The sequence below is a fragment of the Pannonibacter sp. Q-1 genome, assembly GCF_054073275.1.
The window spans coordinates 39,813-63,108 of the sequence record NZ_JBSXNB010000011.1; the positions used below are offsets into that span (position 1 = coordinate 39,813).

Genomic DNA, 23,296 nt, shown 5'->3' on the forward strand with positions numbered 1-23,296 from the left:
GGAGTGCGAGATGCGGTTGAGCAAAAGTGGGTTGATTGTGCTCTTGTCTGCAGGCCTGTCGGCTTGCGGCTCGCTCGGCAGTGACAGCAGCTCCGGCGGCGCGGATCTGTGGGGATCGGCTTTTGGCCGCTCCGAGAAATCCATCGCTGAGGCCGAAGCCAACGCAGCTATCAACAAGCTGCTGGAAGGCACTCCCGGCCTCGTGCTGGAAACGAGTGACCGGCGTGTGGCCGCCGAGGCGCAAAAGCAGGCTTTGGCCACGCCGGGCGCAGGTGGCGCCGTGCGCTGGGACAATCCGCGGACCGGACGGCAAGGTGAAGTTCGTCCGGGGCCCAAATATCAGGTCAACAACACCGAGTGCCGGGAGTTCACCCATCAGGTGACGTCCAAGGACAATCCCGTGCCTGTGGTGGCCCGCGCAACGGCCTGCACCGACGAAAAGGGGCTGTGGCGCCCGATCGGTTGAGCCGCATCAGAGCTTCGCATATCCCGGTCCGACTTGCGGCCCGCCGGTTTCCGGCGGGTTTTCTGTTTTTGCAAGCAACGCCGTGATCTGGAGGACGTGCAGGATTTTAATGTTCAGGTCAACCAATTGGAAAGGAACACTTAAGCCCTGAAGTGCTAGGCTTCCCGCCAGTCTTATCCGGTTGATCAAAGTTCTGCGTATCATGACCGATCAGGATCTTCTGAAAAGGAAGATACAGTCCTATCTCGGAGAGCTGTCTCCGGGTGCTGTCTCCATGCTGGCCAGAAGCCTGGAGAGGACACATGCACTTGGACAGAACGAGCCCCATGCAGAGCTTATTCTGGCGGCCGCGCTGGCTCTGTTGTCTGGGCAAGCCTCCGGCGAAGAGCCTGTGAATGCAATTCCAGCCCGGCATGCCGGCCGCGACGGGCGCCAGAAGTTGGAGCGGAGCTTTTTCGCGCCGCTCGATGCCTTTGCCATAAATGAACAGCTTCCCCACAAGCAGGAAGGCCGGATTTACCGGCCTTATCTGAGTGAATTCTGGAGCTGGATGGAGCGTGATGTCCTGGCGGACGACATTTCCCGGGCGGTCGAGTTTCTGGAAAAGCGTCCGGATGATGACGAGCGGGTTCACCGCGTGGCTGCTGTCTTGCGTAAGCAGGCGGGAGAGGCGCTGACGGGCATTCTCGAGGACTGCGCCGCATCTGAACGCGAGCAGCGCCGGCTGAAGATGATGCTGGGCGGCGAACGTGCGCTGCAGGATCTTGCCGATGTGGCCAAGGTGTTCAAGGCGGAGCCCTGGCTGAGAGCCTTCCTCCGGCGCATTCCTGACACGCTCAGCGAGCGGGCGTTGAAACAGGATAGGGACATCCTTGATCTGGTTTCCGCCTATGCCACGCGCCATCCCCAAGATGTGCCGGTGATCGCGGCCGCCATGCTGGACCGGGCGGAGGCACCCTGGTCGCTTGGCCCCTTTGCGGAGCGGCTGGCGAAGGTGCGCGGCGCCAGGTGGCTGACGAAGACCCGGTATGCGCCCTTTGCCTCGATTGTGATCTCGGAGGTGGAGCGGCTGCATCTGCTGGCCCATGAGCACCGCAAGAACAACCCCGACCCCGTTGGTTTTGCTGCCGCGCTATCCGCCTATGTCTGCGTGGTCAAAGGGGTGGAACTGGACATGGATCTGACGGGCGCCGACCAGTGGCGCAGCCGGATCGCCGAAACCCGCCGGAGCATTTCGGGGGCTGTTGCTGATGAGCTTTCCGGGGCTGCGGGCGCTGTCCGCCGCGCCTTGCTGGTGCCCAAGGCCGGAGAGCCGGGTGAGAATCGGCCGGATGATGCGGCCCTTGATGCGGCCGTTCGCGCGCTTCGTGTGCTGGACCTGAGCCGCAGCGCTGCCGAGGTCCTGGCCGTGAATGAAGCTGGAAAGCGGGCACGCCAGTCGGTCGAGCAGACACTGGAGATTATCTCGCGCTCCCTGATTTCCGATCTGGGAAAGGCGAAAGGAGCCCAGAAAGAGGCTGTTGCTTCTGCCGCCGAGGCAGCCATTCTGCTGAGTGAAATCTGTTTCGGGCAGGAATATGCCGCTCTTCTGAGGCGAAGCCGCCAAAGCGCGATGGCCGCAGCAGCCTGAGGGCGCCGGTCTGTCCGTGTTTTCCAGATCCGTGTTTTCACCGCGACCCAAGGTCACACACTCTTTTGTTGCCAGACGGGGTGTGTCTCGATCTATATGACCGCATGACACTGTGGATCTTTTTTGCCGTTCTGACCGCCCTGGCTGCGCTGTCCATTCTCGTGCCCCTGCGGCGCGGGCCCGCCACGTTTTCCAAATACGGCGAAGCGTCTGCGGGCGAAGCTGTCTATAAGGCGCAGCTCGACGAGCTGGAGAAGGATCTTGCCCGGGGCGTCATTGACGAGACCGCGGCCAAGGCGGCGCGCACCGAAATTGCCCGGCGTCTTCTGGCTCTGCGCAAGGGCGCAACGGAAGAGGCCGGCGAGCCGCTGGCTGGGTCCGGAAGCGGCGGAGCCCGGCACACGGCAGTCTTGATGCTGGCGCTGGTTGCGGTGCCTTTGGCAACTGTCGCTGTTTACTTGACCATCGGTTCTCCAGCTTACCCGGACCAGCCGCTGCAGGCGCGGCTTGATGCGCCGGCCGAGACGTTGCCGGTGAGCCAGATGATTGCCCGCGTCGAGCAGCACCTCGCCCAGAACCCGGCCGATGGACGCGGCTGGGAAGTTCTTGCACCCGTTTATCTGTCGATGGGGCGCCCGGAAGAATCTGCAAGAGCCTACAGCAACGCCATTCGCCTGAACGGCAGCCGCGAGGATCTGGAATCGGGATTGGGTGAAGCGCTGACCGTTGCCGCCCGCGGCGTGGTGACCGCGGATGCCAAGACGGCTTTCGAGCGGGCGGCCGCCCTATCGCCTGATGCTGTGAAGCCCCGGTTTTTTCTGGCCTTGGCATTGGGGCAGGACGGCAAAAGGGACGAAGCCATCAGGGCATGGAAGCAACTGCTGGCAAGTGCTGATGGCAATGAACCCTGGGTGCCGGTCGCCCGGCAGGAGCTGGCAGTTGTCGAGGGGCGCGTCCTGCCTGCTGCATTACCAGGCCCGGCGGCAGAAGACATAGAGGCCGCCAGCGAAATGGCTGCAGAAGATCGTCAGTCCATGATCCAGAGCATGGTGGACGGCCTTCAGCAGAGGTTAAATGCGGATGGTGGCTCGATTGATGAATGGGAACGGCTCGTGCGCTCCCAGATCGTTCTCGGGGCGCGTGATGCAGCGAGGGACAGCCTCGGCAAGGCACGCGAGGCGATGGCGCAGGATCAGGACGCGCTGGCCCGCCTGACAGACCTGGAAAAGGAACTCGGGCTCGGATCCTGAGGACCTGAAATAGCTGGAACCGTGAGGGAGCGGAGCGGGGAATGACCAGAAAACAGCGCCGCCTTACGCTGATCGGAGGAGCCGGAGCCGTGCTTGCCGCTGCTGCCGGCCTGATCCTTTATGCGCTGAGCGACCAGATTGTCTTCTTCCAGACACCGACCGATGTGATCACGAAGCAGATTGCGCCGGGCCAGCGCATCCGTCTGGGCGGGCTTGTTGAAGACGGCTCGGTCGAGCGGCGTGCCAACGCGGAAGTTCTGTTCCGTGTGACTGACACGGCGAACACCGTGCAGGTGACCTACAAGGGCATATTGCCCGACCTGTTCCGCGAAGGGCAGGGCGTCGTGACAGAGGGCATGATCGGACCCGACGGGGTGTTCAAGGCCGACAACGTGCTGGCCAAGCACGACGAGAATTATGTACCGAAAGAAGTCGCCGATGCCCTGAAGGAACAGGGCGTCTGGAAGGGCGATGAGGATCAGCAAAGCAATTGATGCCGTCCGTGCCGGGGGCCGGACTGGCGTGAGGGAGAACAGGACGCATGATCGTTGAGGCCGGCCATTTCGCCCTTGTACTGGCGCTTGTCATGTCGCTGGTGCAGTCGGTGGTGCCCGTGTGGGGCGCCAAGACCGGCGATCTGCGCCTGATGTCCGTTGCGGCGCCTGTCGCCAATCTGATCTTTGTGCTGGTCGCGATTTCCTTCGCATCGCTGACCTGGGCCTATTTGAGTTCCGATTTTTCCGTCCTGAATGTCTGGGAGAACTCCCATTCGGCCAAGCCGCTGATCTTCAAGATCTCCGGTGTCTGGGGCAATCACGAAGGCTCCATGCTGCTGTGGGTGCTTATTCTGGTGCTCTTCGGGGCCCTGGTGGGCCTGTTCAGCAGCAATGTGCCCGCACCGCTGCGGGCGACTGTCCTGAGTGTCCAGTCCTGGGTGTCGACGGCTTTCCTGCTGTTCATCCTGATCACATCAAACCCGTTCCAGCGGATCGCCGAGGCGCCTTTCGAGGGCAACGACCTCAACCCGATTCTGCAGGACATTGGCCTCGCGATCCATCCGCCGTTGCTCTATCTGGGTTATGTCGGCTTCTCGATCACCTTTTCCTTTGCTGTCGCAGCGCTGATTCTCGGGCGGATTGACGCGGCCTGGGCGCGCTGGGTACGGCCCTGGACGCTGCTGGCCTGGCTGTTCCTGACGCTCGGTATCTCCATGGGCTCCTACTGGGCCTATTATGAACTGGGCTGGGGCGGCTGGTGGTTCTGGGACCCGGTCGAGAATGCGTCCTTCATGCCCTGGCTGGCTGGCACAGCACTGCTGCATTCGGCCATCGTCATGGAAAAGCGCGAGGCGTTGAAGGTCTGGACGGTTCTGCTCGCCATCTTCACCTTTTCCCTGTCGCTGCTTGGAACATTCCTCGTCCGCTCGGGCGTTCTGACCAGCGTGCATGCCTTTGCGGTCGATCCGTCACGCGGCGTGTTCATTCTGGGAATCCTGTGCGTCTTCATTGGCGGCTCGCTGGCGCTCTACGCCTGGCGTGCGCCGATGCTGAAGCAGGGAGGGATCTTCTCGCCGATCAGCCGTGAAGGTTCGCTGGTCCTGAACAATCTGTTCCTGACGGCAGCCTGCGCGGCGGTGTTTGTGGGCACGCTCTATCCGCTGGCGCTCGAGACACTGACGGGTGAGAAAATTTCCGTAGGGGCGCCATTCTTCAACCTGACTTTCGGCCCATTGATGATTCCGCTGCTGATTGCGGTTCCTTTTGGTCCTCTGCTGGCCTGGAAGCGCGGCGATCTGCTGGCAGCCTGTGAAAGGCTCTATGCAGTGTTCGGCCTGACACTTGTAGCTACGCTCTTTGTCTTCTGGCTTTGGGGCATGGACCGTGTTCTGGCGCCGCTGGGTGTTGGCCTCGCAGTATGGGTGATGGCGGGCTCGATTGCGGAAGTCATCTCCCGCAGCAGGCTTCTCGAAGTCGGCCTTGCGCGTGGTCTGCCGCGCCTGTTTGGTCTGCCGCGTTCGGCCTGGGGAACGGTGCTGGGGCACTTTGGCCTTGGCATGACCGTTCTGGGCATCGTGGTGGCTTCTGCTTTCCAGATTGAGGTGGTGCGCAACGCCAAGCCGGGCGATACGTTTGACGTATCCGGCTATCAGTTCACGTTTGACGGCGTCGCGCCCCAGCAGGGGCCGAACTTCACGGCGCAGGTGGGGCATTTTACCGTGCGCTCGGGCGGAAGCGAAGTCGCAAAGCTGGATCCTTCGAAGCGGGTCTATACGGCGCGGGGCATGCCGACGACCGAGGCGGCGATTGCCACTTTCGGTTTCTCGCAGCTCTACATCTCTCTGGGCGAAAGCCACGCGGACGGCAGTGTGGACCTGCGCGCCTATCACAAGCCGCTGATCACCCTGATCTGGCTGGGCACGCTGGTGATGTCGCTGGGTGGAGCCGTATCCCTGACCGACCGGCGCCTTAGGGTCGGGGCACCCAAGCCGGCCAAGGCGAAGGCAGGCAAGCCGCAAACCGTGGCAGCGGAGTGAGCCGGATGAGACGTTTTCTTGCAAGCCTGCTCATGGTCTTTTCGCTGTGCGGAACTGCCCTCGCCATTGGACCGGACGAAATCCTGCCAGATCCTGCGCTGGAAGCGCGCGCGCGGGAGCTCTCTGCACAGCTGCGCTGCATGGTTTGCCAGAACCAGTCGATCGACGACAGCGATGCACCGCTCGCCAAGGATCTGCGTGTGCTTGTGCGTGAACGTCTTGTCGCGGGCGACAGCAATGAGGCTGTCATCGACTATCTCGTTTCCCGCTATGGTGAATTTGTGCTGCTGAAGCCGCGGATCGGCTGGAACACGATCTTTTTGTGGGCCTCTGCGCCCCTGGCTCTCTTCGCTGGAGGTATCGCGGTTCTGGTGGCGTCCCGGCGTCAGAAGCGAAGGGCAGCCATAGCCGAAGCTGAGCCTCTGACAGCTGCCGAAGAGGCTGAGCTGGCGGCGATCCTCAAGGAGGAACCAGAGGCAGACGCATCCGGGCAGGGCAGGTAATACCACGCCTCCCGATGCGGGCTCCTCACGCCGCCGCAGCTGCCATGACAGACAGGCGGACCTTGATGAAGCGCATGGTGCGCTGTGCTTCTGCTTCTGAGAGGATCCGGTATTCTCCTGCCCAATGATCCACCTGAGTGGAGGGGCAGCGCATGTGGCGGCAGCGGGCCTTGCAAAGCGCGCCGAAGGCGGTGTCGCTTACTCCGACTGATCTGCACAGGACGGCAATGGCCTCAACATCTGGGCGCACCATGATATTGCGGACAAACCTTTCGTCGATCTGGGCGAACTGGCCGAGCAGGAAAGCAAGCTCGTAGAGTTCGTTGGACAGACTGTACTCGATAACAGCCTGGTCCAGCTGCTTGTGACCGTCGCGCAGATCCTTCAGTGTTGCCTTGGCATTCAGGCGTGATTTGCGCCGCTCCAGCTTTCCCTCGTCAACAAGGGCGCTCGCCTCCTTGAACAGGTTGCGGGCCATCCGCTCGTTGTTTTCAAAGATGTAGCGCAGCTTTGCCTGACGGTCGGCGGGCAGCATGGACAAAAGCCTGTCGAAGTTCGGCTTGGACAGATCGTGCCGTTCGGTCAGTGCCTCGCGCAGCTCCCGGTCACTTTCGGCGAGTTTCACCAGAAGCCGCCCGCCCCAATCCGAAAGCTCTGCGCCCGTATTGGCCGCAACCGAGTGCTGGACAGGCTTTTCGCCCCGTTCCAGCAACACATCGGTGATCTTCGGCCTGAGACTGCCCCGCCGCGAAATAGCCATCAGATGATCTTGCCCCTTGGTCCGGGCCAGCTGGAAAAGATCCTCATCCGTGAGCACGCATGAATGCTCCAGTACAGGTGCTGCAACATCCGCCTTGTCATTGGCCAGTTTGAGGATGAGCGGACGGGGCGTTGTATCTACATGCGCCATCCGGCCGGAAAACTCCCGGCGCTCATTGATGTCTATCAGATCAAGCAGATTGATCAGGATGTCATTGAACAGCGTCAGCTCTTCATCCGTGTGGCGGTCTGCGCCTTCAATGAAGAGGCTGGCGATATGGCCCATCAGTTCGCGGCGTTTGCCGCTGCAGCTTTCCTTCGCCAGATCAACAAGCGATCTCAGCATTCTGTCCTCTATACAATGCGGTGTATGTGTGTTGGACATTGCAGAAAACAGATTTACGGAGAGATAAGTTGAATGCTGAAAATTTGATGTTTCCGGATGTATTTTTGCTAATTGTTACTTGTAACAGTGTCTGATTTTTCATGCGTGAAAATACATTACGAAGGTTTAATCCGCCGGTCAGGCGCCTGTAATGCGGCGCTCTCCATATTCGTTTGCAACAAGGCGCGGTGCCCCGCCTGCGCCGGAAAGACAGTCAGACGATGAGGAGTGATTTCATGTCCGAGCAGCAGAATTCTGAGCAGTCCGGCAAGCCTTCCGCCGGGTTCTTCGCCCGCCACAAGGCAAGCCTGCTGGCTGGTGCCATGGCTCTTGGCCTTGCCGGAGCTCTGACCGTTCAGGGTCTCGTTCCTTCCAATTATGCTTTTGCTGCCCCCGTCGAGGTGAGCCAGCCCGCCCCGCTGAATTTCTCCAACGTCGTATCCGCCGTGCAGCCGGCCGTGGTCAGCGTCAAGGTGAAGCAGGCCGCCCAGCCGCGCATGATGAATTTCCGTGGCGGCGAAGACTTCTTTGGCCTGCCGGGGATGGATGAGCTGCCGGACGGTCATCCGCTGAAGCGCTTCTTCGAGCGCCGTGGCCAGGGAGGACAGGGTGGCGGCCAGCAGAATTCCCGTCCTTATGAAATGTCCCAGGGCTCCGGCTTCTTCATCTCCGATGACGGCTATGTGGTGACCAACAACCACGTGGTCGACAAGGGCACGGAATTCACCGTGACCGACAACGAAGGCCATGACTACAAGGCCAAGCTGATCGGGGCGGACCCGCGCACGGACCTTGCTGTCTTGAAGGTGGAATCGGACAAGAAATTCACCTACGTGGCTTTCGCAGAAGATGCGCCTTCCGTCGGTGAGTGGGTTGTGGCCATTGGCAACCCCTTCGGCCTTGGCGGAACCGTGACTGCCGGTATCGTCTCGGCGCGCGGCCGTGACATCGGCGCCGGTCCCTATGACGACTTCATCCAGATCGATGCCCCGGTCAACCGCGGCAACTCGGGTGGCCCGGCCTTCAACATGAAGGGTGAGGTGATCGGCATCAACGCCGCCATCTACTCGCCGTCCGGCGGCAACGTCGGCATTGCCTTCGCCATCCCTGCTTCGACGGCGCGTGATGTTGTTGCCTCGCTGCAGAAGGATGGCGCCGTGACGCGCGGCTGGCTGGGCGTCCAGATCCAGCCGGTAACGGATGACATCGCAGCCAGCCTCGGCCTCGCCGATGCACAGGGAGCAATCGTCTCCGATCCGCAGAACGGCAGCCCTGCCGCCAAGGCCGGGATTGAGGCCGGAGACACGATCCTCAAGGTTGATGGCGCAGACGTGAAAGGTCCGCGGGAGCTGTCCCGCATGATTGCGGCCTATGCGCCGGGAACGAAGGTGGACCTGACGGTCTGGCGCAATGGCAAGGAAAAGGATGTCTCCGTCACGCTGGGCAAACTGACCGACAGCCAGCAGATGGCGGCCGCCGGTGATGAGGGTGCGGGCAAGACGGAGCTTGAAGATCTCGGAATTGATCTGGCATCCGCTTCCCAGGCCGGACTTGATGTCGAGGGCGTGGTGGTCCTGAACGTGGACCCGGCTGGGCCTGCCGCAGACAAGGGTCTTGCCCGCGGTGATGTGATTGCCGAAGTCGCCGGTCAGAAGGTCTCAACCCCGGCGGACGTTCAGGCGGCGCTGGCCAAGGCCGAAAAGGATGGCCGCAAGGCCGTGCTGATGCGGGTCTTCCGCGATGACAGCGCCCGTTTCGTCGCCTTGCCGCTCAACGTCGGTTAAGCCGCATGGATTGGGGCGGGGCATCCGGCAGCCTCCGGTGATCCCCCGCCTCATGCCTGGCCTTTCGGGTCTCCGCTGCCCCCGATCCCACCCCGCAGAGGTCAGGCCAAGTGTCCGCAGCACCCGCAAGAGGGTTGCTGCGGACACTTCTTTCCGGGCAAAAGCTCAGGTAAAAGATTGGCATGCTGAAAATTCTCATCATCGAAGACGACAAGCAAGCCGCCGCCTATGTTGCCAAGGGGCTGCGCGAGGTCGGCCACTCTGCAGATCTTGCCGCCGATGGCGAGGAAGGGCTGCAGATGGCGCAGGACAGCCGCTATGACGTGCTGATCGTCGACCGCATGCTGCCGCGCCTGGATGGTCTTGCGATCATCCAGTCCCTGCGCAAGAGCGGCGACCACACGCCCGTGCTGATCCTCTCGGCGCTCGGCCAGGTCGATGACCGGGTGACGGGCCTCAGGGCAGGGGGCGATGATTATCTGCCCAAGCCTTTCGCCTTCACCGAGCTGCTGGCCCGTGTCGAGGCGCTGGGGCGCCGGCCCAAGGCCGGTGGTGACAGCGAGACGACCTACCGGGTTGCGGATCTTGAGCTGGACCGCCTTGCCCACCGCTGCACCCGCAGCGGCAAGGACATTCCACTGCAGCCGCGCGAGTTCCGCCTGCTTGAGTATCTGATGCAGCACGCCGGTCAGGTGGTGACGCGCACCATGCTGCTGGAGAATGTCTGGGAATATCACTTCGACCCCCAGACCAACGTGATTGACGTGCATGTGTCCCGGCTGCGGTCCAAGATCGACAAGGATTTTGACGTGCCGCTGCTTCACACTGTCCGTGGTGCGGGATACACGATCCGTGACAGCGCTGGCTAGGCTCATCCGCACGACGGCTTTCAAGCTGTCGCTGCTCTATCTGGCTGTGTTCACCGCGCTGTCCGGGTTTCTGCTCTTCTCCATTTCCAGCAACACCAACACGCTGATCACCGGTCAGGTGGTGCAGACCGTTGATGCGGAAATCGAAGGCCTTGCCGACCAGTTCGCGCGCGGCGGCGTCCGGGCGCTGGTCACGGCCATTGACGCGCGGGCGCGCCGGCCTGACGCCAGCATCTATCTTCTCATCGATTTTGCTGGCAATGCGCTTGCCGGGAACATCTCCCGTCTTCCGACGACCGTGCTGGAGGAGGCTGACGGCGGCGTGCGCCGGGTGACCTATTTCCGCCGCGAGGCCGATGGCGAGGTCAACCGGGAAAGCGAGCGGCAGGCCGTTGTCCGGACCTTCGAAATCCCCGGCGGCTTCCGTCTGCTGGTCGGGCGTGATCTTGGGGAGCAGCAGCGCTTCAAGGAAGTGCTGGCCGGGGCCATGCGGGTGTGGCTGCTGGTGGTTCTGGCCATGGCGGGCGTGTCCTGGCTCTTCGTCTCGCGCTATGTGCTGCGCCGCATCGACGCCATGGCTGCGACCAGCAACCAGATCATGGAAGGCAATCTGTCCCGCCGCCTGCCCGTTGCCGGAAACGGCGATGAGTTCGACCGTCTGGCCCTCAGCCTCAACGGCATGCTGGAGCGGATCGAGCAACTCATGCAGGGCTTGCGCGATGTGACCGATAACATTGCCCACGATCTCAAGACGCCGCTCACCCGCATGCGCACCCGTATCGAGGCGGCGCTGCGCGATGGCGGAACCGGGACGGACTACCGGCAGGCCATGGAAGAAACGCTCGAGGACTGCGATGGCCTTCTGCGGATCTTCGATGCCTTGCTGCGGATTGCCCGTGTTGAATCCATGTCGCCGGAAGCCGGGCATGAACAGGTCGATCTGAAGCAGGTGGCGCTTGAAGTGGCGGATCTTTATCAGCCCGTCGTCGAGGATGACGGCGGAAGCCTCACCGTCGTGGGGGAGGGTGAATTCCGGGCTTTGGCCAACCGCGAGCTTGTCGCCCAGGCTCTGGTCAACCTCATTGAGAATGCTCTGAAATACGGCCAGCCCGAGGATGGACAGCCGCTCGCGATCACCTTAAAGCTCGAACAGGAGCATGACCGGATCGCCATAAGCGTCGCTGACAACGGGCGGGGCATTGAAGAAAAGGATCGCGGGCGTGTTCTGGACCGCTTTGTCCGGCTGGAGGAGAGCCGGACCGAGCCGGGATACGGGCTGGGCCTGAGCCTTGTGAAGGCGATTGCCCGGCTGCATGGCGGCTCCCTTGCACTGGGGGATGCCGGGCCGGGGCTGGTTGCGAGGATTGATCTTCCGGCAGCTCAAGTGGACATGCCGGGAGGCGCAAGACGTGACGACAGAAGCAGGGAAGCGGGAAGCCGGAGCTGAAAAGGGGCCGCTGCGCCATCGCATCAAGGTCATTCCGCGGCCACAGTCTCCCGAAAGGGCAGAGAGCGTTCTCTCCGATCTGCTGATCCGGGCAGCGGAGGATGCAAGCACCTCGGATCTTGCGGCATGGCTCGGCCAGGATCCTCAGCTTGGTGCGTTTCTCGCCGGTGTCTTTGCCAATGCCCCTTATCTGCGCGAGCTCGCCATGGTGCGCCCGCAGCGTTTGCAACGGGTGCTGGGGGAGGATCTGGAAGGCCTGATCTCCGGCACGATCCATGCTGCCCGGCAGGCGCGGCCTGCTGATGAGGCCGGGCTGATGCGCGAGTTGCGCCAGCTCAAGCAGGATCTGGCCCTTGCCGTTGCCCTTGCCGACATTGGCGGGGCGATTGACCTTGATGATGTGACGCGCGCGCTGGCCGAACTTGCCGATGCCAGCCTCACCGCCGCTATCCGTCTGTGCCTGCGGGAGCTGGCCGCGCGCGGCAAGTTTTCGCCGCTGGACTTAGACGAGCCGGAAAAGGGCTCCGGCCTCATCGTTCTTGCCATGGGCAAGCACGGTGCCTTCGAGCTGAATTACTCCAGCGATATCGATCTGATCGTCTTCTATGATCCGGAGATTGCGCCGCTTTCCGCCAATGCCGAGGCTCCGGTGGAGTTCGTGCGCCTGACCAAGCGGCTGGTGAAGATCATGCAGGAGCGGACGGCGGACGGCTATGTCTTCCGCACCGATCTGCGGCTCCGGCCGGATCCCGGCGCAACGCCTGTGGCCATCTCTGTGCCCGCGGCTCTCGCCTATTACGAAGCGCTGGGGCAGAACTGGGAGCGTGCGGCGCTGATCAAGGCGCGGCCTTGCGCCGGTGACATTCCGGCGGGCGAAGCCTTCCTGCACGAGATCGTGCCCTTCATCTGGCGCAAGTATCTGGACTTTGCCGCCATTGCGGACGTGCATTCCATCAAGCGCCAGATCCACATGCACAAGGGGCACGGCAAGATCGCTGTTGCCGGGCACAATGTGAAGCTGGGCCGGGGTGGCATCCGCGAGGTTGAATTCTTCGTCCAGACGCAGCAGCTGATCGCAGGCGGGCGCAATCCCGAACTGCGCGGGCGCCGCACGCTGGACATGCTCGACCGGCTTGTCGCCTTCAACTGGATCAAGCCGGACACCCGCGACGACCTGAAAGAGGCCTACCGCTTCCTGCGCAAGGTCGAGCATCGCATCCAGATGCTCAATGACGAGCAGACCCACCTGCTGCCGCAGCTGGGCGAAGGCCTGCAGCGCGTGGCTTTCCTCGCCGGTTTCGATGACCTGCCGTCCTTCGAGGCCGAACTGCTGAAGCAGTTGCAGACCGTGCAGAGGCATTATGCCGGTCTGTTCGAGGATGAGCCGGAGCTGGCGTCGGACATGGGCAATCTTGTCTTCACCGGCGATGACGATGACCCGGACACGCTGGAAACCCTCTCCCGTCTCGGCTACCGCCAGCCTTCGGATGCGGCGAAGATCATCAAGGCCTGGCATTTCGGCCGTTATCCGGCCATGCGCTCGACCAAGGCGCGCGAGCGGCTGACCGAGCTGCATCCGGCGTTGATTTCGGCGCTTGCCCGCAGCGACAATGCGGACGCGGCACTGCGCGCCTTCGACGCGTTTCTGGCCCGTCTGCCGGCGGGCGTGCAGCTTTTCTCCCTGCTGCGCTCCAACCCCCAGCTTCTGCATCTGATGGCAACGGTCATGGGCTCCGCCCCGCGTCTGGCCGAAACGGTGGCGCGCCGGGTGCATGTGCTGGATGCAGTGCTCGATCCGGCTTTCTTCGGTGCCATGCCGAGCCGCGAAGAGTTCCGCGCTGGTCTTGATCAGACACTTGCCCTCGCCCGCTACTATGAAGAGGCGCTGGACAGGGCGCGCATCTTTGCGCAGGAGCAGCAGTTCCTGATCGGCCTGCGGCTGCTGTCGGACACCCTGTCGGCCGATCAGGTCGGCCATGCTCTGGCCCGGCTTGCCGAAGTGGTGCTGGACCGCATTCTGGCACGGGTGGTGGACCATGTGGCTGCGTCCCATGGCCACGTGCCGGGCGGAGAGTTTGCGCTTCTGTCCATGGGCAAGCTCGGCGGCGAAGAGATGACGGCGAGCTCCGATCTGGATCTCATCCTGCTCTATGAAGTGCCGGAAGATGCCGCCGGCTCTGATGGCGCGAGGCCGCTGCCGGTCAGCCAGTACTACATCCGCCTGACCCAGCGGCTTGTGACGGCCCTGTCCGCCCCGACGGCGGAAGGCAGCCTCTACGAGGTGGATTTCCGCCTGCGCCCCTCCGGCAATGCCGGTCCGCTGGCCACCAGCATCACCGCCTTCGAAACCTATCAGCGCAACGAGGCCTGGACCTGGGAGCATATGGCCCTGACCCGGGCGCGTGTGCTGACCAGCTCGTCGGAAGCCTTCTCCGCCAAGGTCTCCGCCTTCCTGCAGGAAATCCTTTGCCGCCCGCGCGAGGCGCAGAAGATTGCCGCTGACGTGGCATCCATGCGCGGGCGTATCGAGAAGGAGAAGGGCACCAAGGATATCTGGGATCTGAAACAGGTCGCAGGCGGGCTCGTCGATATCGAGTTCGTTGCCCAGTATCTGCAGTTGGTGCATGGCCACGCGCATCCTGAGGTTCTGGCCCAGAACACGGAGATTGCCCTTGGCCGGGCGCTGGAACTCGGGCTCCTCAATGCAGATGACGCGGGCGGGCTCTTGCAGGCGCTGCGGCTCTATCACCGCCTGACCCAGATCCTGCGCATGACGCTGACGGGCAAGTTCCAGCCGGTCGAGGCGCCGGGCGGCGTGCTCGCGCTGCTGCTCAACGCAGCGGCAGCACCCGATCTCGCCCGCCTCGAGGTGGAGCTGGCCGAGACACAGGCCAATGTCCGCAGCATCTTCGAAAGGCTGGTCGGTCCGGTCAATCCGGACTGAGATCCTCTCTTTCTTGAACGAAGAAGAAAAAATCCCGGGATGCGCTTCGGTGCATCCCGGGATTTTTTTTGTTTCAGGAAGCTGTTCCTGCTTCACGCCGCCACGGCGTCTTGCGTCAAAGGCAGAGTGAAGGAGACGGTGGTGCCCTGGCCCGGAACGGAGTCGATCATCATGGCGCCGCCCTGCATTTCGATCAGAGACCGGGCGATGGCGAGGCCGAGGCCCGAGCCCTTGTGCGTCTTGGTGAACTGGTTCTCCACCTGGACGAAAGGCTTGGCGAGCCGTTCCACGTCCGACTTGCGGATGCCGATGCCTGTGTCCGTGACTTCGATCCGGGCAAATCCGTCCGCAGTCGTGGCCTTGAGGCGCACCTCGCCGTGGTCCGGCGTGAACTTGATGCCGTTGGAGAGGAGGTTCAGCAGCACCTGCTTGAAGGCGCGGCGGTCGGCGGTGATGTCGAGCCCGTCCTCGACTTCGCAGGTCACCTCGATGTCCTTCTCCTGTGCCGGGGCGCGGATGATGCGCACGGCTTCCTCGATCACCGACTGGGCATCGAAGGGCGTCATGCTCATGTCCATGCGGCCGGCTTCGATCTTCGACATGTCGAGGATGTCGTTGATCACGTTCAGCAGGTAGGTGCCGCTTTCGTAGATGTCGCGGCAGTATTCTGCATAGCGCTCCGAGCCGATGGGGCCGAACATGGCCTTGTCCATGATGTCGGAGAAGCCGATGATGGCGTTCAGCGGCGTGCGCAGTTCATGTGAGATATTGGCCAGGAACTCGGACTTGGCGCGGTTGGCGTTCTCCGCGTTGGTCTTTTCCTGGGCGTATTTGTCGGCCAGTTCCACCAGCTGCTGCGCCTGCATTTCCAGCGTCTGGCGCGACTTGCGCAGGTCCGAAACGGTGGCCATCAGGCGCCGCTCGCTCTCCATCAGCCGCTCTTCCTGCCGCTTCAGCGGGGTGATGTCCGTACCCACCGACACGAAGCCGCCGTCCTTGGTGCGCCGTTCGGAGATCTGCAGCCAGCGGCCGTCATCCAGCTGTGCTTCATAGGCAGTGTTGCTGCCCGGTATCAGCGTGGAGGGCAGGGACGGCACGGTCTTGATGTGCGAGTTGCGCGCCGCTTCCATGACGGTTGTGTAGGGCGTGCCGGGGCGCACCACCGTGTCGGGCAGATTATGCAGCGACTGGTAGTTCGAGTTGCAGATCACCAACTCGTTGTCCGAGTTCCACAGCACGAAGGCTTCGGAGATCGTCTCGATGGCGTCGCGGAGGCGCAGGTCGGCGGTGCGGCCCTGCTCGGCAAGCTGATGCTGCTCGGTCACGTCGATGCAGATGCCGATCAGATGCGGCTCATGGCGGCCCGGCTCGGTCTGGACTTCACCGCGGGCCCGCAGCCACACCCAGGAGCCATTGGCATGGCGCATGCGGAACATGCGGTCCACCGTCGTCTCTCCATCCGCCAGCAGGCTTTCGGCCAGAGCGTAGAGGTTGATGTCTTCCGGATGCGTCAGGTCGGAAATCTCGGCAAAGCCAAGGATATCGTCCTTCGGCTCGCGGCCCAGCAAGTGGTAGAGCGAGGCAGACCAGAAGATCCGTCCGCGCGACAGGTCCCAGTCGAACAGGCCGCAGCGGCCATGGGTGAGGGCCGTATCGATGCGGCTGCGGGTGGCAGCATAGATTTCGTCTGCCTGCTCGGCGCGGGTGGCCTGCGCAAAGAAGCCGTAGATCATCACCAGCAGAACCGTCGATGTGCCGACGAAGAGGGTGACGTTGGTTGATACATCCGAGCGCCATCCGGCGAAAAGCTGATGTTCGGGCTGCATCACGGCAACCATGCCCAGCCGGCCGGCGAGGTGATGCACGGTGGCCAGAGCGGCCTCGTCGCTTCCCTTGTTGATCGTGAGCACACCGGCGCGGGCGCCAAACACCGTCAGCGGCTGCGAAGGGCCGAACAGGTCGGCAATCATCGTGCCTTCCAGCTCTGGACGCATCGGGGAGGAGGCAACGATCTGGCCTTCCGGATCGGTCAGCAGGATCTGGCGGCCTTCGCTGGTGGCGCCTGCGGGCAGGGCGTCGGCGAGCACGCGCTGGAGCGCGGTCCGGTAGCCCACTTCCGGCATGGCGCTTTCCTCGCTGACGAGCCGCGACGACAGGACCGAGGCGATCAGCGCGATCTTGTCGCGCGCCTGCTGCTCGGTCTCCTGATAGGCAAATGTCAGCTCGAGCACGCGGTAAAGCGCAAGGCTGGCGATAAAGACGAGGCAAAGTGCCGGGATCAGGCGGCGGAACAGGGGTTCGGTCCGCAGCAGCCGCTGATAGGTCGGCTGAGCCAGAAGCCGGATGTGCCCGGTCAGAGAGTTCGTGGCCTTGTTAGAGCCAGTGATTTGGGCAAGGCGTCGCATGGACGCGCTGCCGGCAAAAGCCCGCGCCATCGGCAAGGTCCCGATTGTGGTGAATTTCGTTGATCCGGTAATTGGTTACGTCCGAATCAATTGCATTTGAATCCAGCTTTAATGGTTTGTCCAGATGCAAAATGAAAAAAATGGTTAACGTCAGAGGCTTGGCAAAACCTCTGGCGTTAACCTCTTCCGGTGCGGTTTTCTGCCGCTCAGGCGAGGCAGCGTTCCACGATGTCGCTGCAATCACGCGACAGATCCGGCTGCGCTGCAATGGACTTCAGCGCCGCTTCAGCAAGAGCCGCGCGGCCCGGCTCATAAGCCTTCCATGAGCGGAACACCGTCAAAAGCCTTGCGGCCACCTGCGGGTTCTTCGGGTCCAGCCGCTTGATTGCCTCGGCGGCAAAGATGAATCCGGCCCCATCCGCCCTTGCAAATTGCGACTGGTTTCCGGTGGCAAAGGCGCCGATCAGCGCGCGCACCCGGTTGGGGTTGAACCAGTCGAAGGCTGCATGGTGTGTGAGGCTGTCGGTGGTGGTCAGCGCGGAAGGATGCGGCCGCGTGGCCTGCACGGTGAACCATTTGTCCATCGCCAGCGCATGGCCCCCATGCCGCGCCTCGAAACTGAGCAGTGCCTCTTCGGCCACCGGCAACCCTTCGTGAACGGCGGCCGTCAAGGCCGCCAGACGGTCGGTCATGTTGCCTGCGCTCCGCACGGCATGGGCCACAAGCTCCGGCGTCTCCGGCAGCCCGGAAGCTGCGGCATAGCTCAGGCACAGGCCTTTCAGGGCGCGCTGCCCGGCGCTGGCTGCATCCGGACGGAAGGTCCCGCTGTCATCCAGCCTGACCACCATATCCGCAAGAAGTGCCCCATGCTGACGGCCGATGGCCTGGCGCAAGGTCTTGCGTGCAGCAAGGATCGCGTCGGTGTCCACGTTGCTGCCGATGTCACGGGCAAGGTCTGCCTCGCCCGGCAGGGCCAGGATCTGCGCCCGGAAGGCATGGTCCAGATCCTCGTTGCCCAGAACGTCTCCCAGCGCATTCACCAGAGCCATGTCGCAGGCGAGCGTTCCGCCCCTGCGGGCCTCCTCGTAAAGCCGCATCAGTTCGCGCGTTGCCAGATCCTGCCCGGCCTGCCAGCGGTTGAAGGGATCGCTGTCCTTGCGCAGCATCATCAGCAGATCGGCCGGTGTCAGCCCCGCCTCCAGCTTCACCGGCGCGGAGAAGCCGCGCAGCAGCGAGGGCAGGGGCTTGTCGAAGATGCCTTCAAAGGTGAAGCTCTGCCGCTGTTCCGTCAGAACCAGCACGCCTTCCGGGCTGCCATCCCCGCGCTCAAGCGGCAGATCCCTGCCATCCGGACCAATGAGGCCGAAGCTGACCGGAATTTCGAAGGCATTGCACCCGGCATCCTGCGCCGCCTTGGAGAGTTCCTGCGTGAAGGTCAGGGTCAGGCGCCCGGCTTCCGCATCATGATGAACGTCTGCCCGCAGGCGCGGCGTGCCGGGATGGTCGTACCAGCGGGCAAATTGCGTCAGATCCCGGCCCGAGGCCCCGGCGAAGCAGGCGAGGAACTCCTCGATGGTTGCCGCCGTCCCGTCATGCCGCTCCACATAGAGGTCAAATCCCTTGCGGAACGCCTCAGCCCCCAGCAGGGTCTTGAGCATGCGGATGATCTCGGCGCCCTTTTCATAGACCGTCGCCGTGTAGAAGTTGTTGATTTCCTTGTAGGCGCGCGGCCGCACAGGGTGGGCGAGGGGGCCGGCATCCTCCGGAAACTGATGCGAGCGCAGCAGCCGCACATCGGCGATGCGCTTCACCGGGCGCGAGCGCATGTCCGAGCTGAATTCCTGATCGCGGAACACGGTCAGCCCTTCCTTGAGGCACAGCTGGAACCAGTCGCGGCAGGTGATGCGGTTGCCGGTCCAGTTGTGGAAATACTCGTGGGCGATCACGGCTTCCACGTGGGCATAGTCCTGGTCGGTCGCAGTTTCCTCATCGGCCAGAACGTATTTGTCGTTGAAGATGTTGAGGCCCTTGTTCTCCATCGCGCCCATGTTGAAATCCGAGACGGCAACGATGTTGAAGACATCAAGGTCATATTCGAGGCCGAAGACCTCTTCGTCCCAGATCATGGAACGGCGCAGGCTGTCCATGGCCCAGCCGCACATGTGCTCCTTGCCGGGCTCAACATAGATGCCCAGTTCCACAGCGCGGCCCGAGCGGGTGGTGAAGGTCTCCGTGAGCCGGGCGAGTTTGCCCGCGACCAGCGCAAACAGATAGGCGGGCTTGGGGTGCGGGTCATGCCACACCGCATAGTGACGGCCGGTGCCTTCGATCCGCCCGTGCTCCACCGGGTTGCCGTTGCCCAGCAGCACCGGCGCCTCGGCCTCATTGGCTTCGATCCGGGTGGTGTAGATGCTCAGCACATCCGGCCGGTCGAGGAAATAGGTGATGCGGCGGAAGCCTTCGGCCTCGCACTGGGTGCAGTAGGTGCCCGACGACCGGTAGAGTCCCATCAGCGTGCTGTTGGCCTCCGGGTTGAGGCAGGTCACGAATGTGAGGGTGAAGGGCGCCTGCGGCGTCTGCTTCAGTTCAAACCGGCTGGGCGAAGCCTCGTAGCTGTCCTTGTCCAGACGCTCGCCATTCAGATGCACCTCCAGCAGCGCGAGGCCATCACCGTCCAGAATGAGGGTGCTGCGATTCTGGCTGGAAGGCTCGATCTCCAGTGTGGCTGTTATGCGCGTGTCATGCGGCGCCAGATGCACATCAAGAGAAATGCGCGGAATCTGGAAGGCGGGCGCCCGGTAGTCTTCGAGGCGTATGATGGCGTTTTCCTGCGATGACATGGGGCACTCCTGAAGGCTGGCTGGATGCCTGTTCAAACAGACCCGGCGGCTGCTTGCAACCCCGTGAAAAAGCGAAGTCCCTGCTGGCAGCTTGTTTGCATCCGTCAGGCCGCGGATTGTGGTGATTGCACCCGTGCGCCCAAGGCGCTACGCAGGGTCCGGCAATCGTTGATGAGGAGATTCCATCGTGGGCGCACCGCTCGAAGGTCTCAAGGTACTGGAACTTGCGCGCATTCTGGCAGGCCCCTGGGCCGGGCAGACGCTGGCAGACCTCGGCGCGGATGTGATCAAGGTGGAAAGCCCGGCCGGGGACGACACCCGCACATGGGGGCCTCCCTTCCTGACCGGCGCGGATGGCGAGCCGTCTGACGCGGCCTATTACCATGCCTGCAACCGCGGCAAGCGCTCCATCACGGCGGATTTCACCACGGCGGAGGGGCAGGCGCTGGTGCGCCGTCTTGCGCAGGAAGCGGACATTCTCATCGAGAATTTCAAGGTCGGCGGCCTCGTGAAATATGGGCTGGACTATGACAGCCTGAAAGCGGTCAATCCGCGGCTGATCTATTGCTCCATCACCGGCTTCGGTCAGGATGGGCCCTATGCCCACCGGGCGGGCTATGACTTCATGATCCAGGGCACCGGCGGGCTCATGGATCTCACGGGAGACCGGGACGGCGAACCGCAGAAGGTTGGCGTTGCCATTGCCGACATCTTCACCGGCGTCTACGGCGTCATCGGCATTCTGGCAGCGCTCCGCCGCCGCGACATGACCGGTGAGGGCGAGCATGTGGACATGGCGCTTCTGGACACGCAGGTGGCGGTGCTGGCCAATCAGGCGGAGAATTACTTCATCTCCGGCAAGGCGCCGCGCCGCCTGGGCAATGCCCATCCAAACATCGTGCCCTATCAGGTGTTCCCCTCCAGCGACGGGCACCTGATCATCGCCTGCGGCAACGACGGCCAGTTCCAGCGCCTGTGCGGCATCCTCGGCTGCCCGCAGTTTGCCACAGACCCAGCCTATGCCACCAACGCGGGCCGTGTGGCCGGGCGCGGTGTGCTGGTGCCGCAGCTGGCGGATCTCACGGCCCGCTTCACGCGGGATGATCTACTGGCAGCGCTTGAGACGGCAGGCGTGCCCGCCGGTCCGATCAACACGGTCGCCGATGTCTTCGAGGACCCTCAGGTTCTGCACCGCCAGCTCAAGGTGGACCTTCCGGCAACCCATGTTGCCGCCGGTTCCGTGCCTTCGGTGCGCACGCCCATCCGCTTCCGCAATGCGGAGCTGTCCCTTAAAACGGCTGCTCCGGGCCTTGGCGAGCATACAGCGTCGGTGCTTGCCGAAATCGGCTGGGAGAAGGGTGAATAGGCGCCTTCACGTTTGCATTGCCCGGCAAAGCGGGACAAGGATGTAAGGGCACCTGAGAGCGGGGCAGGTGCCGCAGCTTTTTGGAGGACGATGCGGAATTGAATATCTTCCGGATTTTCGGCGGCAGGCGGCGCAACTTTGCCCTGACCCGCATCGTGAGCTTCAGCTTCGGGCTTTTGATAGCCTCAGGCATGGCGCTGGTGCTCTTTATGTCCGTGAAGGCCAATTTCGAGAACACGTTCTCCCTGCTCAACGACAAGGCAATCCTAACGATCCAGAGCATGGAGCGGCAGGTTCGCGGCCATCTTGATCAGGTCGAGGATGCTGCCGTCGCGCTCAAACGGCTCTTTGACGAAGGCATGATGAAGCCGGAGGCAAGCGAGCAGACGCTGGCTGACCTCAGCGCCGCTGCGGCTGCCAACGGCCGTCTCTCCGTGATCCTGATCCGGGATCTGCGCGGCAACAGCTTTGGCATTTTCAAGGCTGACAATGGCAAGCTCTGGCCGTTCAAGGAAGCAGCCGACGTTCCGGGCCGCGCGCCAGACAGTCTGCCGCGGCTGGAGCCCTCGTCCCGCCCGGTCTGGGGCCCGCTGGTCACGCATCCCACCGGCGTCTACGCCAATGTGACGGTTCCTCTGCTGCGTGATGGCCAGACTGTCGCCTATCTGACGGCGGCAACGTCGCTTGCCAGCATCGGCGAAGCCGTGAGGGCTTTGGATGAAGGGCCGGACACGACAACGTTCGTGCTCACCTCCGGCGGCGACGTCCTGGTGCACTCCGATCAGCATCTGCTGATCACCGGCACGGCCCCGGCCACTGCGCCTCCCGCAAGTCTTGAAGATTTCGGCGATCCGGTTCTCTCCGGCATTGCCACGGGGCAGCGTTACGCGACCTTCCAGCGTGCCGCGGATCTGGGTATCGAAGTGATCGGCATCAACGCAGCTGCTCAGGAGTTCATTCTGATGCGGGTGCCGGTTTCCGGCTACAGTCCGGAGCCCTGGATCATCGGGCAGTATTTCCGCGCCACATCCGTCTCGCGTGAGATCCAGCGCGTTTCCGGTTCCGCGCTTGTGGGAGTGGCGGCCATCGTCATCGGCGTCCTGATCGCGGTCTGGCTTGGCCGCCGCGTCGCCCGGCCTTTGCGGCTTCTGGCGGCCCAGTCCGAACATGTGGGCCGTCTCGCCCTGGATGAGGTGACGCCCCTGCCGAGGAGCCGCGTCAAGGAAGTCGATCAGGTGGCGCTGGCCTTCAATGCCATGGTCATCGGCCTCAAGGCCATGAACACCTATGTGCCCCGTTCCCTGTTCCGCAAGCTGATGCGGATCGGTCTTGACCAGGCAGCCCTTGCCCGTGAAGCGGAACTGAGCATTCTCTTCACCGACATCATGGGCTTCACCTCCCTGTCCGAAAGCCTGACAGCCTCGGAAACGGCAGCGATGCTGAATGAGCATTTTGCCATTCTGGTTGCGGCCGTGGAGGAGGAGGGCGGCACGGTCGACAAGTTCATCGGTGATGGCATGATGGCCTTCTGGGGCGCCCCCGATGCACGGGCCGACCATGCCCTCGCGGCCGCCCGCACCGCGCAGAAGATCGGCCATGCAATCATGGTCCAGAACCGGCAGCGGCGCGAACAGGGGCTTACGCCCGTCCGTGTGCGCGTCGGTCTGCATTCCGGGCCGGTCGTGGTTGGCAATGTCGGGGCGCTGGACCGGTGGAACTACACGATCGTGGGCGATGCCGTGAATGTCTGCGAGCGGCTGCAGTCTCTGGGGCGCGAGTTTGCCGGTGAGGAGGATGTCATCATCCTCGTCAGTGGCGAGACGGTCTGTCAGCTCCCGCAGGACGCGTGTGTGCAGCGGGTCGGACAGCAGCAGCTGCGCGGGCGCAGCGGCGACATCGAGGTGTGGAGGCTCGATGTGCATGGCAAGGTCCTGTCTGCCATGCCCGCCGAAGACGCCTCCGCTGCGGAATAAGGTCCCGTCAGCACTGCATTTCTCCGGATCATCAACGCCTGTCTCTTGCCGCCGGGTATTCTGTGCGGATAGGCTGAACATGTGATGGCCGTCACGGAAGCGGCATGACTTCCCTATACCGTTATGAACACAGGTATTACGG

The 23,296-nt window shown here is 62.9% G+C and carries 17 protein-coding genes; 12 read left to right on the forward strand and 5 right to left on the reverse strand.

Annotation, left to right across the window (positions count from 1 at the left end; translation table 11 throughout):
• The first annotated feature begins 10 nt into the window (after window positions 1–10).
• Window positions 11–466, forward strand: coding sequence for an RT0821/Lpp0805 family surface protein (locus ACVNHC_RS23195; RefSeq protein ID WP_050471387.1), 456 nt, complete (start codon window positions 11–13; stop codon window positions 464–466).
• Between the two features lie 6 nt (window positions 467–472).
• Here the strand turns inward: ACVNHC_RS23195 and ACVNHC_RS23200 are convergent, their stop codons facing one another.
• The gene (locus ACVNHC_RS23200) at window positions 473–670 is read right to left on the reverse strand and encodes a hypothetical protein (protein WP_058900345.1); all 198 of its coding nucleotides are present in this window, start codon (window positions 668–670) and stop codon (window positions 473–475) included.
• A gap of 235 nt (window positions 671–905) precedes the next feature.
• Between ACVNHC_RS23200 and ACVNHC_RS23205 the strand changes: the two genes are divergently transcribed.
• From ACVNHC_RS23205 to ACVNHC_RS23225, 5 genes are all read left to right on the forward strand, one after another.
• Window positions 906–2,096 carry a hypothetical protein gene (locus tag ACVNHC_RS23205; protein ID WP_457169738.1) on the forward strand — a complete coding sequence of 397 codons (1,191 nt, stop codon included), beginning with the start codon at window positions 906–908 and terminating at the stop codon, window positions 2,094–2,096.
• A gap of 104 nt (window positions 2,097–2,200) precedes the next feature.
• Window positions 2,201–3,346, forward strand: coding sequence for a c-type cytochrome biogenesis protein CcmI (gene ccmI / locus ACVNHC_RS23210; protein WP_457169740.1), 1,146 nt, complete (start codon window positions 2,201–2,203; stop codon window positions 3,344–3,346).
• Between the two features lie 41 nt (window positions 3,347–3,387).
• Window positions 3,388–3,840, forward strand: a complete 453-nt coding sequence (ccmE, locus tag ACVNHC_RS23215) for a cytochrome c maturation protein CcmE (protein WP_122519666.1) — start codon at window positions 3,388–3,390, stop codon at window positions 3,838–3,840.
• A gap of 47 nt (window positions 3,841–3,887) precedes the next feature.
• A complete protein-coding gene (locus ACVNHC_RS23220; protein WP_050471140.1) occupies window positions 3,888–5,879 on the forward strand; it encodes a heme lyase CcmF/NrfE family subunit in 1,992 nt (663 codons plus the stop codon).
• 5 nt (window positions 5,880–5,884) lie between these two features.
• Window positions 5,885–6,382 (forward strand): cytochrome c-type biogenesis protein, encoded by a 498-nt coding sequence (locus tag ACVNHC_RS23225; protein WP_050471141.1) that lies wholly within the window; start codon window positions 5,885–5,887, stop codon window positions 6,380–6,382.
• A gap of 25 nt (window positions 6,383–6,407) precedes the next feature.
• Here ACVNHC_RS23225 and ACVNHC_RS23230 read toward each other — a convergent pair whose 3' ends face one another.
• Window positions 6,408–7,487 (reverse strand): DUF2336 domain-containing protein, encoded by a 1,080-nt coding sequence (locus ACVNHC_RS23230; protein ID WP_208977367.1) that lies wholly within the window; start codon window positions 7,485–7,487, stop codon window positions 6,408–6,410.
• Window positions 7,488–7,762: 275 nt separating this feature from the next.
• Between ACVNHC_RS23230 and ACVNHC_RS23235 the strand changes: the two genes are divergently transcribed.
• The 4 genes from ACVNHC_RS23235 (at window position 7,763) to ACVNHC_RS23250 (ending at window position 14,570) form a co-directional block, all read left to right on the forward strand.
• Window positions 7,763–9,310, forward strand: coding sequence for a Do family serine endopeptidase (locus ACVNHC_RS23235; protein ID WP_050471142.1), 1,548 nt, complete (start codon window positions 7,763–7,765; stop codon window positions 9,308–9,310).
• Between the two features lie 182 nt (window positions 9,311–9,492).
• The gene (locus tag ACVNHC_RS23240) at window positions 9,493–10,179 is read left to right on the forward strand and encodes a winged helix-turn-helix domain-containing protein (RefSeq protein ID WP_019962717.1); all 687 of its coding nucleotides are present in this window, start codon (window positions 9,493–9,495) and stop codon (window positions 10,177–10,179) included.
• On the forward strand, window positions 10,163–11,626 hold the full coding sequence (locus tag ACVNHC_RS23245; RefSeq protein WP_050471144.1) for a sensor histidine kinase: 1,464 nt from the start codon (window positions 10,163–10,165) through the stop codon (window positions 11,624–11,626). Before ACVNHC_RS23240 ends, ACVNHC_RS23245 begins: the two co-directional genes overlap by 17 nt.
• On the forward strand, window positions 11,589–14,570 hold the full coding sequence (locus tag ACVNHC_RS23250) for a bifunctional [glutamine synthetase] adenylyltransferase/[glutamine synthetase]-adenylyl-L-tyrosine phosphorylase (protein WP_457169744.1): 2,982 nt from the start codon (window positions 11,589–11,591) through the stop codon (window positions 14,568–14,570). The genes ACVNHC_RS23245 and ACVNHC_RS23250 overlap by 38 nt, the downstream gene beginning before the upstream one ends.
• A gap of 92 nt (window positions 14,571–14,662) precedes the next feature.
• On the opposite strand, the gene ACVNHC_RS23255 is transcribed toward ACVNHC_RS23250, so the two are convergent.
• Genes ACVNHC_RS23255 through pepN form a run of 3 tightly spaced genes read right to left on the reverse strand, consistent with a single transcriptional unit; the run spans window position 14,663 to window position 19,815 of the window.
• Entirely contained in the window at window positions 14,663–16,975 is a 2,313-nt protein-coding gene (locus ACVNHC_RS23255; RefSeq protein WP_244274418.1) for an ATP-binding protein, read from the reverse strand.
• On the reverse strand, window positions 16,944–17,219 hold the full coding sequence (locus ACVNHC_RS23260) for a hypothetical protein (RefSeq protein WP_457169746.1): 276 nt from the start codon (window positions 17,217–17,219) through the stop codon (window positions 16,944–16,946). Before ACVNHC_RS23260 ends, ACVNHC_RS23255 begins: the two co-directional genes overlap by 32 nt.
• Entirely contained in the window at window positions 17,182–19,815 is a 2,634-nt protein-coding gene (pepN, locus tag ACVNHC_RS23265) for an aminopeptidase N (RefSeq protein ID WP_457169748.1), read from the reverse strand. The genes ACVNHC_RS23260 and pepN overlap by 38 nt, the downstream gene beginning before the upstream one ends.
• A 187-nt stretch (window positions 19,816–20,002) precedes the next feature.
• Between pepN and ACVNHC_RS23270 the strand changes: the two genes are divergently transcribed.
• Together ACVNHC_RS23270 and ACVNHC_RS23275 are read left to right on the forward strand one after the other, a co-directional pair.
• A complete protein-coding gene (locus ACVNHC_RS23270; RefSeq protein WP_457169749.1) occupies window positions 20,003–21,181 on the forward strand; it encodes a CaiB/BaiF CoA transferase family protein in 1,179 nt (392 codons plus the stop codon).
• 98 nt (window positions 21,182–21,279) lie between these two features.
• A complete protein-coding gene (locus ACVNHC_RS23275; protein WP_208977368.1) occupies window positions 21,280–23,154 on the forward strand; it encodes an adenylate/guanylate cyclase domain-containing protein in 1,875 nt (624 codons plus the stop codon).
• The last annotated feature ends 142 nt before the right edge of the window (window positions 23,155–23,296 follow it).